Raw genomic sequence first — 15,803 nt, forward strand, 5'->3', positions numbered from 1 at the left:
ATCGCATCCTTTTAATAAATTTACATCCATCCAGAACCATCAGCTTGTCTATGCATATGAAACAAGCCTTTCATGTAGACCATTAGGCAAAAAACAGAGCAGATTGAGATAGCAGTCAAAACGGTTGAGACAAAAAACTAAAATAATCCGCGTTGCATCAGGGACTGTTTCATAAATATTGTGACAGTCCCTTTTTTGTCACATTTTCGAAACAAAAACATTTCAAAAAGTTTGAGATAGCTTTTTTCAAAAATAATGCGATTTATTTTTTCGCTAACTGAAGCTCTATTATAAATGCTGCAGGCTAGACTATCGGAGAAACGCAAAGTAGTAATCGTTATAGAATGTTATCCGTACGAAAAGAGGAAATCATAGATGGTCTTCGTCCATATCTAAATCCGGCAGCCTCTGATGCTTGTTCGTGTACAAGGGATTGCTGGATATTTGAATTTTTCATCCACTGGTCACTTTATTCGTGCTTTTAAGAGTTTTGTGGGAACCACGCCTATAGAAAGAAGCATGAAGATCATCATACTAGGAGCAGGCTTTGTCTGCAATTACAGTAAAATGCCTTTTTTACAGTCATGTTTGCTAGAAAACGGAAGTATTTACAATAGACTTTTTCCATTCAGCAAATTAAGATAAGGAAACGATTACTTTCTTATAGCTTTTTTACATCAAGACTGATCGACAAACATAGAGGGTGGTCTAATGCGCACTAAAACCAAAAAACAACGAAGTTATTTACGTAAGATTTATCTGTGGATCACGTTGGCTATTCTACTTCCGCTTATTTTGTTTGCAATTATCGCATTTTTTCAGGTTGAGAAAGCCGTTTTGGATAATGAGTACGAAGCGAACAAAAAGATATTGTACCAGGTGAAATATAACATTAACATGATGGATGATATGATTGTTAACTCTGTTTTATCCATGTACTATAACCCCGAGATCAGCTCATTGATTTATAACAATCAAGTTGACTATGCGGATACACTCAATGAATTAAACAAAATCAAAACTTCGGTACTAAATATCAATCCCTTTATTCACTCCATATATTTGTATAACGGTGCTACAAAAACGTATTTCACGACGCGGGATGATCTGTTATTTAAAGATAAGGATTTCGAAACTTTGCTTCAATCCAAGCAGGAATTACCGAAATTGAAGCCATTGCCTAGGAAGATTGAATATAGCAAAGGCAATGACAAGAAGCGATATGAGAATGTAGTCACTTATTTAATGTATGACTTCAAGGATGCTTCCAATCAACCTGATGGAGCCTTAGTCGTAAATGCCAGTACCGAATGGCTGCTCAACAATATCAAGGACATCAATATGGTGGATGAGAAGCGGCAAGATAAAATCATTATTCTTGATAATAAAGGGGAAATTATCGGAAATAATCTGGAGAAAGACGAGTTACAGGATCCTTTGAAAGCGATTTATCAAAAGCATCATAGCGGACTGACTTCTTCAGATAATACGGGATATTATACGGATTACATGAATGGTAAAAAGTATCTCATTACCTATACGTATGTAGAAAGAATGAATTGGACCTTAGTGAAAGCACAATTATATGATGAAGTATTTCAAAAAATTAATACTTTGAAATATACTTTAATCGCAATTATCGTTGTGTTTATGTTAATAGCATTTGTCGCTTCTATCTTTATTTCCAGAAAAATCTACAAACCGATTGGTAATTTGGTCAAACAAGTGGTATCCAATGTAACAGAAATAGATCATTCTCACTCGAAGGATGAAATATCGTACTTGAACAAAGCTTATCAGTTATCTATCGATCAATTAAAACAATACAAGCTTGATAAACAATCGGACCGTGAAATTTTGAAAACCTACTTCCTAAGAAAGCTTCTTGCGGATAGCCATTCGGTAACCAAGGATGAGTTTGTCAAAGTAACATCGGAGTCGGGGGTATGCTTGTCACAGTACGAGCCCGGACTTGTTTGCATCGTGAAGATCGATGACCGCTCACAGTTTGAGCAGATGTATGGTCATTTTGATCGTGATCTTTGCATTTACGGGATCATCAACATTTCAATTGAAATATTATCGGAATTCTTTAGGATCGAAGCAGTCGAAATAAAAAATGATCATATTGCCTTTATTTTGAATATCGACGATTCTGATAAGGAAACAAACGCTTCGGAGCTAACTAGACTTTGGGAAATATCTCAATCGCACATAAGTCAATACTTTAGATTATCTATTTCCATTTTTGTCAGTGACATTTGCGAAAGTCTTCATGATCTGACCGACATGTATTCTGTGGCTTTGAATAATTCGGTATATCGCTTGATATTCGGCAAGTCATGCATTTTAACGAACCAGATTATTCAAAGCAATACGAATAATTCACAGCTTGGTTATTCGGCCTCGTTAGAAAAGAAACTGGTCGATTCGCTGAAAAGTGGGAATGCCCTTTATGCTGAGGAAACCTTGAATAAAATATTTGATGAAATTACAAAGTTGAACTATAATAACGTCCTTATGTCTGTTATGAATTTAGTCAATACGTTGAAAGAAATGACTGATGAAATCAACAGGATCAGATTAGAACCTTTGCATATCAATTTCAATTTGCTGTCCCAACAGCTTTTTAGCATGGAAACATTGGAAGAGCAGCAAGAAAAAATCTTGCATTTATGCGAGAATATCGTATCCAGCGCGGAGCGGACGGAAAACGACAAGCATGCTATTATTGCAGGCACGGTTATAGAGCTAATTCAAGCAGATTACGCGAACCCTGCGATGTGCTTGCAATATGTCTCAGATAAATTGAATATATCGTCTAAGCAAGTAAGTAAAATTTTCAATAATCAGTGTGCGAGGTCGGTTGCTGATTACCTCAATGATGTGCGATTGGAAAAAGCCGCGGATTGGCTACAGAATTCCAATCGTAGTATAAAAGAAATTCTTCAAAAAATTGGCGTGGAAAATGAGAGTTACTTTTATAAACTGTTTAAAAAGAAATACGGTGTTACACCCAAAGAATATGTGTTAAATAAAAATGTGAAAGAAACACGGCAACTTAACTGAAAAAGTCGATTTTAACCAGGCATTTTACCGTACTTGAACGATAAGTACAGTAAAATGCCTGTTTTTACAATGGAAGTGCAATAAACAGCACTATTTACAGTGTGATTTCTTAAATGGAGAAAGTAAGATGTGGATATTCAATAGAGGGGAGAATAGAGAGCTAAAAACAGATATATGAAAGCGTTTTAATTCAGTTTTCAAAGTAGCCAAATAAGAATGGAGGAAGAACGAATGATTAAAAAGCTATTGTCTGTTCTAGTCATGCTGTGTATGCTAACAACCACATTGTTAAGTTGGGGGATAAATGCTGCACAGGCTTCTGAAGTAACCCAGAGCAAGATACAAGCAGAATTCTTTGTTTCACCGACTGGCAGCGATACGAATAACGGGTCTTATGAACACCCATTTGCTACGTTGCAAGCAGCTCGGGATGCAGTACGCTTAATTAACAGCAATATGACAGGGGATATATACGTCTTTGTTGCTGCAGGCAATTATTACGTCAATAATACGATTTCATTCAATGAGAGTGACTCGGGTACCAATGGATTTAACGTTATTTATAGGAATTTGAATGGCTTGGGAACTGCAAAATTCATCGGTGGAAATAAAGTAGCTTCACCCTGGAATTTGGTAGAGCGCACAGGTGCCGATGCAGATTTACCTGCCGCAGCAGCGGGAAGTGTATACAAAACTAATGTGGGTACAGAAGTAAACTTCAATACTTTATATGTTAACGATGCCAGAGCAACAATGGCACGCACCAAGAACTTATCTAATGACCCAAGATTTCCAGCCTCTTCTACTACTTATATGAAATCAGTTGGTGGTACACTCACTACATTAGTGTATAACTCAGCTGATCTGGATACTGATTCATTAACTGGATTAGTAAATGCACAGTCACGTGGTGACCTAGATGCTCAGGTATATATGTGGGATGGCGGATACTGGGACTGGATGACAGATACCGTTCCTCTGGCAAGCATCAATACATCTATACGTACGTTGACCTACAAAACTGTGCCAGGCAAGCCCGAAGCCTATCGCCCCAAATATGCAACAGGCAGTAATGCAAGATACTTCTTGCAGGGCAATCTGGGTTTCCTGGATCAGCCCGGAGAATATTATTTCAACAAGAAGACAGGATATCTCTATTATTATCCACTAGCTGGTTCCGGAAACATTAGTGATCAGAACGTCGTCATCCCAGCTGTTGAGAAAATCGTGGATATCAAAGGCGCGTCTCGTACGAGTATGGTATCGCATATTACATTTAGCGGCCTTGAGTTTAAAGATACGAATTTCCCTGATTACTATAGTTACGGTTGGAACTGGGGCGATGCCGGCGCAGGGTTGGGATTCTATCCGCCTGAAGCGGCGGGCAGCACGCAGCCGTCCTATAGCGAACAGACGGAAAGAGTCGAGTTTCAAGTTGGCGTCATGACGCTGACGAATACGAATCATATCACGATTTCCAAGACGCACATTAAAAATGCGGGTATGTTCGGGATCGAGCTTTATTTGGCCAACCAGCATACAACGATTGAAGATAGTCTGATTGAATACACCGGACATGGTGGTATCAATATCGAGGGCGGTTATCCCGGTGTCGGCGGAGATTCGAATGGAGACGGCTATAGCAGGGATAATACGATTACCAATATGATGATCCATGATATTGGCCAACTGGTAGGGCAAACTTCTGGCATCCAAGTCAATAATTCGGGGTACAGCACCTTCTCGCATCTTGAGATTTACAACACGCCGAGAAGAGGGATATTCATTACGGCGGGTCATAGCCGAAATCCTAACGTTGCTGCTCCGAACGGTGATAAAGATTTCAATATTATGACGGATATGTATTCTCACCATAATACATTCGAATATATTTACTTGCACGACGCTCAGCAGGATGGTGGGGACGACGGGGCATTCTTTGCCTGCTATCTGTACAAAGGTTCAACCAACTATAAGCCCAATTATATGAACCAAATGTTGATCGACAACGTAGGAGCCAATCCGAGTATGACGGATATTGCGCCTAATGGAATGAATCTGGATATGGGCGCTTCGGGATTCGAGCTCAACAATGTTAAAATCGTAAACCCTCAGCATTTTAATGCGGAAGTAAATACGACCACGCAATATGGGGATAAAATTACGTATTCGAATACAAACATTGATTTCGGCTCGCATACGAACCAACTCGCTACGTTTAACGACGCTTTGATGGCCTATGACCAAATTGGCGTAACGACAGAGTTTCCAAGTGTTTATTTGCCGGCGGCAGCTTCTGTTCAGGAGCCTGGCAATATCTATTTCAAGGAAGACTTTGAAAATGTAATCGATTTGTCGAAGTGGTCCTACAGAGGGGCGATCCCGGGCATTACAACCGAATGGATGTCTGAGGGCGTATTCAATGGAAAGCAGTCTTTGAAAATCAATAGCGATGGTGCGGCGAACGGTTCGAAGCCGGTGTTGTATCGCGATTTCGGAGGCTTGCTGAATAAGATCGTCACCGTGAAATTGTTTGATCGACAAAGTGGCAACCAAGCCCCTTATGATTCAGGAACCAGCATTGCTACAACAGTCAAGTCGCTGGCGCGAGTGGACGACGGTGTAACTGCAGTGGGACTGGGTCTGGACACGACAGTGAGCGGAAGTTACTATGTCCTGTCGAATGGCTCAACGGAAACGGCATCATCCGTTCCGCGCACGTACGGCTGGCATGAATTGAAATGGGACTATACGAGCGGCACAGACGTAAAGCTGTATATTGACGGCGTGTTAGTCCAGACTTCGAGCGCACAAACTGCGTTCAGCAGAGTTGAATTGGGTTCGGATGATGGCAAAGGCGTCAGCTTCTACGATCAGCTATACATTTATGGAGGGGAAGAAGCGCCTGTGCCAGGTCCGGTAGTTGCGCCGCCTGCGCCAGCTTATGATTCTTCTAACGACAATAAAGTGCGGCTGGATCTAAATTTTGGTGATGGCATCACACCAAGCTTCACAAAGAATGGCACATCGGCTATGAGCATTGTTGCAGATCCGGCCGACTCGAGTAATCAAGTTCTGCAAAATGTCGTCACAGATGGACAGAATTTTTACCAGACGGGTGCCTCATGGAACAACTACATTGTCAATTTGAAGTGGAAATTTGAAGGTTGGGGTTCCAATAATGTTCTGGGTCAAGCATACGATAATTTTACAATCTATGTCATGACTGCAGTAATCAATGGAACAACGGCAAAAAATCCTGCAAGCTATCAAGTAGTCTACAGACGGAATAAAAATGGAACTACCGGTTATTCGGCAGGAACTTCGTACTTTGAAATATCTAAGCATACTTCTTCATCTGACGTCTCGCTTGGAAAGAGCAAAGTACCGAGCGGATTCGTTGAATCTGACTGGCATGATTTCCAAATTCAGACTTATGGCGGTAAAGTCGGATTTGTCGTAGATGGTACCACAATCATGTCTGTTAACGACGGAACTTACACCTCTGGGGGTGTAGCTTTTGGCGGAATTAATTCAACTGTTTTGATGGACGATATTAAAATAATCTCCAATCCGACTTATGTAGATTATGGAACGAAATTCAATCTGGGCAACGTCACATTAACCGGGGATTATAACCCAACCTGGTTCCTTTACGAATCAGCTGTCAGCGATAATTCGAAGCCGGTCACCCTGATCAGACCGCGTCCGATATTGGCCGGTGCGACAACAACGGTGGCGCTCAATGGTGCAGATATTACGGATCATTTTGCAGATTATACAACAGCAACAGAACTTCCAAGCTTAAATTATGGAAGAAACACGTTGGTGCTTTCGGAAATCACGTCAGCAGGCAGCAAAACCTATACCATTTACATTGACAAAGCTTATACGATCACCTCGGTAGGATCTATTGATCCTCTCACTACGCCTGTGGGGAGAGTTCCGGCATTGCCTGTTACAACCAAAGTTACGTTTGCTGACGGAACGAACCAAATTGCAATTATTAAATGGGATCTGGTCAAGTCGTCACAGTATAAACAGATCGGTACGTTTACAGTAAGTGGACATCTGGTCGGATTGAATAAAACCGTCAGCACAACTGTAAGCGTCGAAGGGCTTGAGTCCATGGGCACGCTGCAAGATGCGTCCACTGCCGCAGGTACGGCGCCAGTATTAGCCCAGACGATTAGCGCCCAGTTCACGAAAGGAACGAGGGTTTTGCCGTTGACGTTTGCCGAACTCGACCCTGCAATGTATGCAAGTGTCGGTACAATCATAGCGGTTGCTCACGCTGACCAGTATACGGGCGATGTTTTGCAAAAAGTGACTGTGCTTTCAGCGGATAAGAAGCTCGTTAGCGTTACAACACCAGCAACGATCGCAGGAATGGCGAACGGAACAGCCAAGACTGTAGCAGCCCTTGGATTGCCTGCTACAGTAGAAGTGGTTACAGATACGGGAAATGTGAATGCCAATGTGACATGGGATTTAGAGGCTTCAAGCTATGATCCTGCCATAAAGACAGCACAGACCTTCACTGTAGAAGGAACCGTAGTCTTGCCTGAAGGGGTGGCAAATCCAAATAGTGTAGCCTTGACAACAAGCATCAGTATATCTGTAAATGCAGAGGCAGATCAGGAAATAACGTTTGGGAGCGTAATAACACCTGCAGCAATTACAGGAGTGGAGAGCGGAATAGCCAAGACGGCAGCAGCCCTTGGATTGCCATCCACAGTAAAATTGGTTACCAATGCAGGAATTGTGAATGCTGATGTGACATGGGATGTAGATACTTCAAGCTATGATCCAGCCCTGAAGACGGCACAGACTTTCACAGTAAATGGAAAAGCATCGTTGCCTACTGGGGTGGCAAATCCAGACGACTTAGCATTGACAACAAGCATTAGTGTCACTGTAGATGCTGCTACGGTTCAGGACAAGACGCTTCTGAGCCTAACAAAACCCGCAGCAATTACAGGTGTAGAGAGCGGAACAGCCAAGACGGCAGCAGCCCTTGGATTGCCTTCCTCAGTAGAACTGGTTACCGATAAAGGAAGTGTGAATACCAATGTGACATGGAATGTAGGGGCTTCAAGCTATGATCCAGTCTTAAAGACAGCACAGACATTTACTGTTGAGGGAACCGTAACGTTGCCAGCAGGAGTGGCAAATCCAAACGGTGTAGCATTAATAACAAGCGTCCGCGTAACTGTTGATGCAGGATCAACGTGGATACCGACACCGACACCGACGCCAACGCCGGAGCCGACACCGGTAACTGAAATCACAGTAAAAGGAAATACAGTAACCGCCACAACAACGGTTAAGACTTCTTCGGACAATAACGGAAAGGCGAGCGCTGCCGTATCCAAAGACCAAGTAGAATACGCCATAAACAAGGCAGCAGCAGAAGCTGCGAAGCAGGGCGGAGACGCAAAAGTTGAAATAAAAATTAACGTAAATGCACCGGCGGACACCCAATCCGTTGAAGTCAACATTCCGGAAGCGGCATTACGTTTAGTGGCAGGAAGCCAAACAGATGGGCTGACATTAATCACGCCAATTGCTTCCTTCACCTTTGATGCGAAGTCGGTCTCCGGCATGTCCACACATGCGGAAGGTGGAGTTAAGGTGACAGCCTCCAAGGCGGAAGCCTCAACGTTATCTCACCAAGATCAGCATAGAGTGGGCGACAGACCGGTGTTCAACGTCAGCGTGACCAGCGGCGACAAAACCCTATCCCAGTTAGACGGGAAGATATCGGTATCTGTGCCATACACGCTGAAACCAGGTGAGGATCCGAATGCTGTAGTCATATACGCCATGACTGCCCAAGATCAACTTGAAATCGTAAGCAACGGCTTATACGACTCTGCAACGGGTACGATGAACTTTAAGAGTTCTTCCTCCTCGAAATATGCAGTAGGTTACAATAAAGTCAGCTTCAAGGACGTATCCGAATCTGCGGCCTACAGCGATGCGGTAAGCTTTGTCGCAGCAAGGGGCATCACTACAGGGACAGGTAAAGGTAATTTCAGTCCGGATGCGAACTTAACCAGAGCACAGTTTATGGTGATGGTGATGAGAGCCTATGGTATCGCTCCTGATCAGGATGCAGTAGATAACTTCTCAGATGCAGGAAACGCCTATTATACAGGTTATCTTGCAGCAGCCAAGCGGCTCGGCATATCCAATGGCATAGGCATTAACAGGTTTGCACCGAACAAGGAGCTTACCAATCAAGAGATGAACACGCTCATGTACAACACGCTGAAAGTGTTGGACCAACTGCCAGCAGCTAAAGCTGGACAGGATCTGGATCTGGCAGACTTCACGGATGCCAATCAGATCGCACCATGGGCGAAAGAGGCCATGACGCTGTTTATAAATGCGGGTATGATGAAAGGCAGCGGTACAGAACTCTCTCCGGTGGACAAAACGAACCGGGCGCAGATGGCTCAGACGATCTATTATTTGTTGAATAAATAGGATATACAATACAAGAACTTTAACTCTTAGTATGCAGGCAAGCATTGTCATTCATGCTTGCCTGAACTAAGGGTTTATTCGTTAACGTACTTGAACGATAAGTACAGTTAGATAACGCTTTTTGTTCGAACCGCAAGCTTCGATCACGAGAGAGGATATGGTGGTGCTAACGGAAAGGGCGATTTTAACCAGACATTTTACCGTACTTGAACGATAAGTACAGTAAAATGCCTTTTTTTGCAGTTGAAAATGCTATGAACAGCACTAATTACAGTATGATTTCTTAATTGAAGAAAGTATGATGTGATCTGTGGAGAGAGAGAATTCAACACGAAATCACCTAGAAGAAGGAGGTCGAAGTTATGGCTTATCAAACTGAAATTCGAAGTAGTGAAACCCGTGAAAATATAAAATATAAAGGGAGTAAATCTCTCTGGAGGGAGATCAAACGTCACAAGGGATTAATTGGTTTGGCGGTCCCTGGCTTATTATTCGTCATCATATTTCAGTATTTGCCTATGTTTGGTTTGGTGCTTGCCTTCAAGGATTTTAATTTCACCAAAGGTATTTGGGGAAGCGATTGGGCAGGCTTGAACAATTTCAAATTTTTCTTCACATCGGATGCTGCTTTGCAAGTTACGCGCAATACGCTTCTATTGAACTTAAGTTTCATTGTCATAACGATTGGAGTTTCAATCTCGTTTGCACTTATGCTCTTTGAATTGAGCCGCAAGGCTGTCAAGTTGTATCAAACCGCTTTGTTTTTTCCTTACTTTTTGTCTTGGGTTGTTGTCAGTTATGTTACTTATGCGTTACTTAATCCTCAGTTGGGTGTAATCAATCACCTTTTCAAGCAAATGGGCTTTGCAGAAATCAACTGGTACATGGAATCTAAATTCTGGCCTTACATATTAAGTCTTGCTTATCTATGGAAAAATGTCGGATACTCCACACTGATCTTTTATACGGGACTTATGGGCATCGACAAAAGTTTCTATGAAGCCGCTTCAATTGACGGAGCCTCCAAATGGCAGCAGGTTCGAAATATATCCATCCCGCTGCTTACGCCGTTAATTGTCCTGATTACTCTATTGCAGGTTGGGAAAATATTTTACTCCGATTTCGGAATGTTTTATTTCCTTACTGCCGATTCCGGCGCGTTATATGCAACAACGGATGTTATTGACACTTATGTATATCGAGCCTTGCGGGTGTCAGGGGATGTCGGTATGGCAACGGCAATCGGTATGTATCAATCTTTAGTCGGTTTTGCGCTTGTGTTGACGGTGAACTTCATTGTTCGAAAAGTGAACAAAGAAAATGCGATATTCTAAAGAGAAAGGAGAGTGAAAACCATGGGTTTAATGAGAAAAACGAATCTGGGAAGAGGGCTTATTCACGCCTGGTTTATCCTATTTTCTATCTTCTGCATTATTCCGCTTCTGTATGTCATTTCGATTTCGTTCTCAACAGAGTCAGACATTGCCAAGGAAGGATATAGACTCATTCCCAGAACATTTACAACTTTTGCATACGACTACTTGCTGCATAGTCCCAAACAACTGATTAACGGCTATACCGTATCGATCGCGGTGACCTTGATCGGAACGGCGCTCAGCCTGCTCATTACAGCAATGTTAGCTTATACGATGTCCCGTAAAGATTTCTTTGGCGCGAATAAGCTATCATTTTTCATATTTTTCACGCTCTTATTTAACGGTGGACTTGTCCCTTGGTATATCTTGATTAAAGAGTATTTGCACATCGACGATACTCTTCTCTCTTTGATTTTACCCTATGTGATTATTCCGTGGCACGTGCTGCTGATGAAGGGTTTTTTATCCGAAATCCCGCTGGCACTGATAGAGTCAGCCAAAATCGACGGAGCGAAAGAGTGGAGAATCTTTTATCAAATCGTCCTGCCTATAGCTAAACCTGCCATGGCCACTGTCGGATTATTTATCGCATTTATTTATTGGAACGACTGGTGGCTCGCAATGCTTTATATCGATAATGAGAAGCTGATCCCGTTACAGTATATGCTCTACAGGATCATGAACAATATTCAGTATTTGTCAAGCAATCTCAAAGCGGGTAACATCAGCGTCAATATGACCCAGTTTCCTAATGAAACGGCTCGTATGGCGATTGCGATCTTGGCTGCGGGACCGATTCTGTTCGTTTTCCCGTTTTTTCAGAAATATTTCGTTAAAGGCTTAACGGTAGGTGCCGTCAAAGGATGACCTGCTTACTCATATTGGTTGTAACGGTATATGCCGATACACATAGATAATAACTGGGAGGTAATACAAATGAAAAAGGGTAAGGGAATTAGAAGCGCTAGCGCATTACTTGCAACCAGTCTTTTGCTTACAGGTGGACTAGTCGGATGCGGAGACAAAAAAAATGAAAACGAATCCGCTCAACCGAATACGACTCCACAGAACACGGCTTCTCAAACCGAATCTGCAACATCAAAGTTAGATCCAGTAGATTTGACTTGGTATCTTGACGATACGCCGCAAGCCGATATTGCTTCGGTGGAAGCGGAAATGAACAAGATATTGAAAGACAAGCTCAATGTAACTTTGCATCTGAAGTTGGTTGACTGGGGCGCTTACGATCAAAAAATGCAGTTGGTCAATGCTGGAGGAGATGATTACGATCTAGCTTTCACTGCTAACTGGGCAAATAATTATTATCAGAATGTAAATAAAGGCGCATTTATCCCGCTTGATGACCTTCTGGATAAATATGCCCCAACGATTATGCAAACGATTCCCAAGATGGGCTGGGATGCCGCAAAAGTTAAAGGTAAGATTTATGCGATTCCTAATTACCAAGCCTGGACGATGACAAATGGTGTTGCACTGCAAAAAGATTTGGCAGATAAATATGGCATTAAATCAGAAAGTATTAAAAAATTAGATGATCTTGCACCTTTCCTGGCTCAAGTGAAACAAAATAACCCTGATATGATCCCATATGAGAATTCCTATGATGGTACCTTCGGAAAAAATATTGTTTATTATGGTTTTGATGAAGTTGCTGGCCGCAACGTTCCAGGTACGATCAAATTAACGGATACTTCCTTAAAGGTAGTCAACCAATTTGAGTCAGAAGAATACAAGTCATACGTTACTTTAATGAGAGATTGGAATCAAAAAGGCTTCATGAGAAAAGATGCTGCGACGTTGAAGGACGTACAAGCGGATAGAAAAGCAGGCAAAACAGCCAGCTTGAACGCAGGTAACATCGCACCTGGCGGGGATGCAGGAATTGCAGCAAGCTTAGGGGGTAAAGCAGTAAATGTCGTAAGCCTTTCCCAGCCTTATCTGTTGACAAGCTCGATTATCGCCACAATGACTGGCGTTAGCACTACGTCCAAAAATCCTGAACGAGCGGTTATGCTGATGGATTTGTTATTTAAAGACAAGCAACTTTATAATCTCCTTGCTCACGGAATTGAAGGCAAGCACTACAAAAAAGTAGATGAGAATACAGTAGAAGCCATTAAAGACAGCGGTTACGACCCTCAATTTGATTGGGAAATCGGCAACCAATTTAACGGGTATTACCTCAAAGGTCAGCAACCGGGAACATGGGAAGCGACGATTAAGATGAATCAGAGTGCGACTCCGTCTCCGTTATTGGGTTTCAGCTTCGATCCAACACCGGTGAAAACCGAAATTGCCCAATCAGGAACAGTGACATCACAATATGTGGCTATGCTTGAAACTGGTTCTGTAGATCCTGCTAAAGTATTGCCGGAATTTATTGATAAGTTGAAAAAGGCCGGAAGCGACAAAATTGTCGCCGAGGAGCAGAAGCAAATCGACGCTTGGAAGCAAAGCAAAGGTAAGTAATACTAATTCTTAGTAATCGGGAGCTTATCATGCAATTACATAGTGATATGTAAGCATGTGAGAGCTCCCTTTTTACATGCCAGAGTATAGTAAGTTTCAAAAAGGAGAGAAAACGAGTATGAGAAAAATTACTGCGGCATTAATCGGAGCCGGACAAAGAGGCATGGATGCTTACGCCTCCTATGCATTGAAAAACCCTGGTGACATTCAATTCGTCGCCGTTGCAGATATGAATTCAGAGCGGAGAGAACGATTTCAACAAGCCCATGACGTTTCCGATGAGCATTGTTATTCCAGTTGGGAGCAGCTGCTTGATGGACCCAAGTTGGCCGATGCCATACTAATCTGCACACAGGATAAGCTGCACTACAAGCCAGCGATCAAGGCGCTGGAGAAAGGCTATCATGTTCTGTTGGAAAAGCCGATGTCGCCGAATCCGTTAGAATGCATCGTCATGGGTGATTACGCTGAGAAATATAAACGGGTGTTTTCCATTTGTCACGTCCTTCGCTATACAGACTTTTTCGTGACGATCAAGAAGTTACTGACAGAGGGAAGAATTGGCAGGCTCGTATCGATTCAACATACAGAAAATGTTGAATTTGGACACCAAGCTCATAGCTTTGTCAGGGGGAACTGGAACAATTCAGAAACTTCGAGCCCTATGATTTTGGCCAAGAGCTGCCATGACATGGACATCTTACTATGGCTGGCTGATGCGGACTGTACCAAAGTATCGTCCTTCGGCTCGTTGACCCATTTTCGCAAAGAATCTGCGCCAGAGGGCGCTCCACAACGTTGTTTGGACGGATGTCCGGTGCAGGATGAGTGTTCTTATTATGCTCCCAAGGCGTATCTCGAGAGAAACGACTGGGTGGCTCCCATTCTCAGATCCGTTGTCAGCGACGACACGAGCGATGAGGGTGTGCTTCAAGCCTTGAAGGAAGGGCCTTACGGAAGATGTGTCTATCATTGTGATAACAATGTCGTAGATCATCAGGTGGTAAATTTGGAATTTGCGAATGAAGTAACGGTTGCTTTCACGATGTGTGCCTTTACATCTGAAGGTGGACGGTCGTTGAAGCTGATGGGCACCCGCGGACAAATCAGAGCAGACATGGAGAAGAATGTCATTGAATTGACGAGCTTCATTACTGGAAAGACGGAAACGATCCATCTCGACGTAGCTTTAGAAGGTCATGGCGGTGGAGACTACGGTATTATGCGTGAATTCATACGACTTGTTCAAAGTGATGGTGAGGAAAAAGGACTTACCGGGGCACGGATTTCGGTTCAAAGCCATCTGATTGCCTTTGCCGCAGAAAAATCACGCTTGGAAAGCCGTGTTATTGCGATGCCTGATTATATTAGCGAATTGAAAAGAGAGTTATAAGTATAGACTCATAGATTTGTTGAGTGAGAAAGTGGGAGTGAAAATGCAGTATACAATGTTCGGAAAAACAGGATTGAAAGTGTCCAAGATTGGCCTCGGTGGTGCTCCACTTGCTGGCGATTTCGGTAAGACCGATGAAGAAGAAGTTCAGCGATTGATTCACGAGTCCATCGATTCGGGCATTAATTTCATTGATACTGCTCCTTTGTACGGGCGTGGTGAATCAGAACGACGGATTGGCAACGCGCTAATCGGTCGTAGAGACCGTGTCGTTTTGGCGTCCAAAGCAGTGCGATTCGACTTATCCTATGATTATGACAGCACAATCCGCTCGGTGGAAGACAGCTTAAAGCGACTGCAAACCGATTGGATTGATCTTTTACAAATTCACGATGTGGAGACGCAGCCGTATGATGTGATCATGAATGAGACGGTTCCTGCACTGCAAAAACTTCGTCGAGACGGGAAAATACGGTTTATTGGCGTGACTACGCGGGATTTGCCGCTTTTATTGCGCTATATGAAGACAGATAGTTTCGATACCATCCAATTTTATGCCCGTTATATGCTGTTGGATCATACTGCTAAGGACGAGGTGCTTCCGCTCGCTAGTCAAATGGGGATTGGCGTTATAAATGGCAGTGTACTCGGCATGGGTATTTTAGCGGATGCTCCGGCTCATTTTCTGGATAAAGAAACGTTAGAAAAAGCAGAATTTAGAATGGAGCAATTGAAGTTCTTGCGTAAGAAGCAACTGAAAGGGCTTATTGAGCCGGGCATGAGGTTTAGTTTGGGTAATCCGGATATTCACGTGACGCTTACGGGAACGTCCTCGCTCAATTCACTACGTAGTAACCTATCTTACTGTGACGGGGAAGGTTTAGCCCCCAATGACTTACACAAGGTGTATGAATTGTTTCAAGGTCAATCTTTATTTAAGTGAACTTTGATCTGAATGTTGCCAGTTTACTGAGAGGAGATAA

General features: G+C 42.9%; 7 protein-coding genes. All 7 read left to right on the forward strand.

Annotation, left to right across the window (positions count from 1 at the left end):
- The first annotated feature begins 711 nt into the window (after positions 1 to 711).
- The 7 genes from EKN16_RS04030 (at position 712) to EKN16_RS04060 (ending at position 15,763) form a co-directional block, all read left to right on the forward strand.
- The gene (locus EKN16_RS04030) at positions 712 to 3,069 is read left to right on the forward strand and encodes a helix-turn-helix domain-containing protein (protein WP_125653841.1); all 2,358 of its coding nucleotides are present in this window, start codon (positions 712 to 714) and stop codon (positions 3,067 to 3,069) included.
- Between the two features lie 231 nt (positions 3,070 to 3,300).
- A complete protein-coding gene (locus tag EKN16_RS04035) occupies positions 3,301 to 9,561 on the forward strand; it encodes an S-layer homology domain-containing protein (protein WP_164522668.1) in 6,261 nt (2,086 codons plus the stop codon).
- Positions 9,562 to 9,923: 362 nt separating this feature from the next.
- Positions 9,924 to 10,895: an ABC transporter permease gene (locus EKN16_RS04040; protein ID WP_125653845.1), complete on the forward strand. Its 972-nt coding sequence runs from the start codon at positions 9,924 to 9,926 to the stop codon at positions 10,893 to 10,895.
- A gap of 21 nt (positions 10,896 to 10,916) precedes the next feature.
- Positions 10,917 to 11,804 carry a carbohydrate ABC transporter permease gene (locus tag EKN16_RS04045; protein ID WP_125653847.1) on the forward strand — a complete coding sequence of 296 codons (888 nt, stop codon included), beginning with the start codon at positions 10,917 to 10,919 and terminating at the stop codon, positions 11,802 to 11,804.
- 69 nt (positions 11,805 to 11,873) lie between these two features.
- Positions 11,874 to 13,427: an ABC transporter substrate-binding protein gene (locus tag EKN16_RS04050; RefSeq protein ID WP_125653849.1), complete on the forward strand. Its 1,554-nt coding sequence runs from the start codon at positions 11,874 to 11,876 to the stop codon at positions 13,425 to 13,427.
- A 118-nt stretch (positions 13,428 to 13,545) separates the two neighbouring features.
- A complete protein-coding gene (locus EKN16_RS04055; protein WP_125653851.1) occupies positions 13,546 to 14,820 on the forward strand; it encodes a Gfo/Idh/MocA family protein in 1,275 nt (424 codons plus the stop codon).
- A gap of 43 nt (positions 14,821 to 14,863) precedes the next feature.
- Positions 14,864 to 15,763 (forward strand): aldo/keto reductase, encoded by a 900-nt coding sequence (locus tag EKN16_RS04060; protein ID WP_125653853.1) that lies wholly within the window; start codon positions 14,864 to 14,866, stop codon positions 15,761 to 15,763.
- Positions 15,764 to 15,803: the final 40 nt, after the last annotated feature.

Origin of the sequence: Paenibacillus baekrokdamisoli (assembly GCF_003945345.1) — a bacterium.
GTDB classification, from domain to species: domain Bacteria; phylum Bacillota; class Bacilli; order Paenibacillales; family Paenibacillaceae; genus Paenibacillus_Z; species Paenibacillus_Z baekrokdamisoli.

What these genes read in the sequence shown, in the direction of transcription:
- EKN16_RS04060 (WP_125653853.1), top strand. Translation starts at nt 14,864, where the DNA reads ATGCAGTATACAATGTTCGGAAAAACAGGATTGAAAGTGTCCAAGATT.
- EKN16_RS04050 (WP_125653849.1), top strand. Translation starts at nt 11,874, where the DNA reads ATGAAAAAGGGTAAGGGAATTAGAAGCGCTAGCGCATTACTTGCAACC.
- EKN16_RS04035 (WP_164522668.1), top strand. Translation starts at nt 3,301, where the DNA reads ATGATTAAAAAGCTATTGTCTGTTCTAGTCATGCTGTGTATGCTAACA.
- EKN16_RS04030 (WP_125653841.1), top strand. Translation starts at nt 712, where the DNA reads ATGCGCACTAAAACCAAAAAACAACGAAGTTATTTACGTAAGATTTAT.
- EKN16_RS04055 (WP_125653851.1), top strand. Translation starts at nt 13,546, where the DNA reads ATGAGAAAAATTACTGCGGCATTAATCGGAGCCGGACAAAGAGGCATG.
- EKN16_RS04045 (WP_125653847.1), top strand. Translation starts at nt 10,917, where the DNA reads ATGGGTTTAATGAGAAAAACGAATCTGGGAAGAGGGCTTATTCACGCC.
- EKN16_RS04040 (WP_125653845.1), top strand. Translation starts at nt 9,924, where the DNA reads ATGGCTTATCAAACTGAAATTCGAAGTAGTGAAACCCGTGAAAATATA.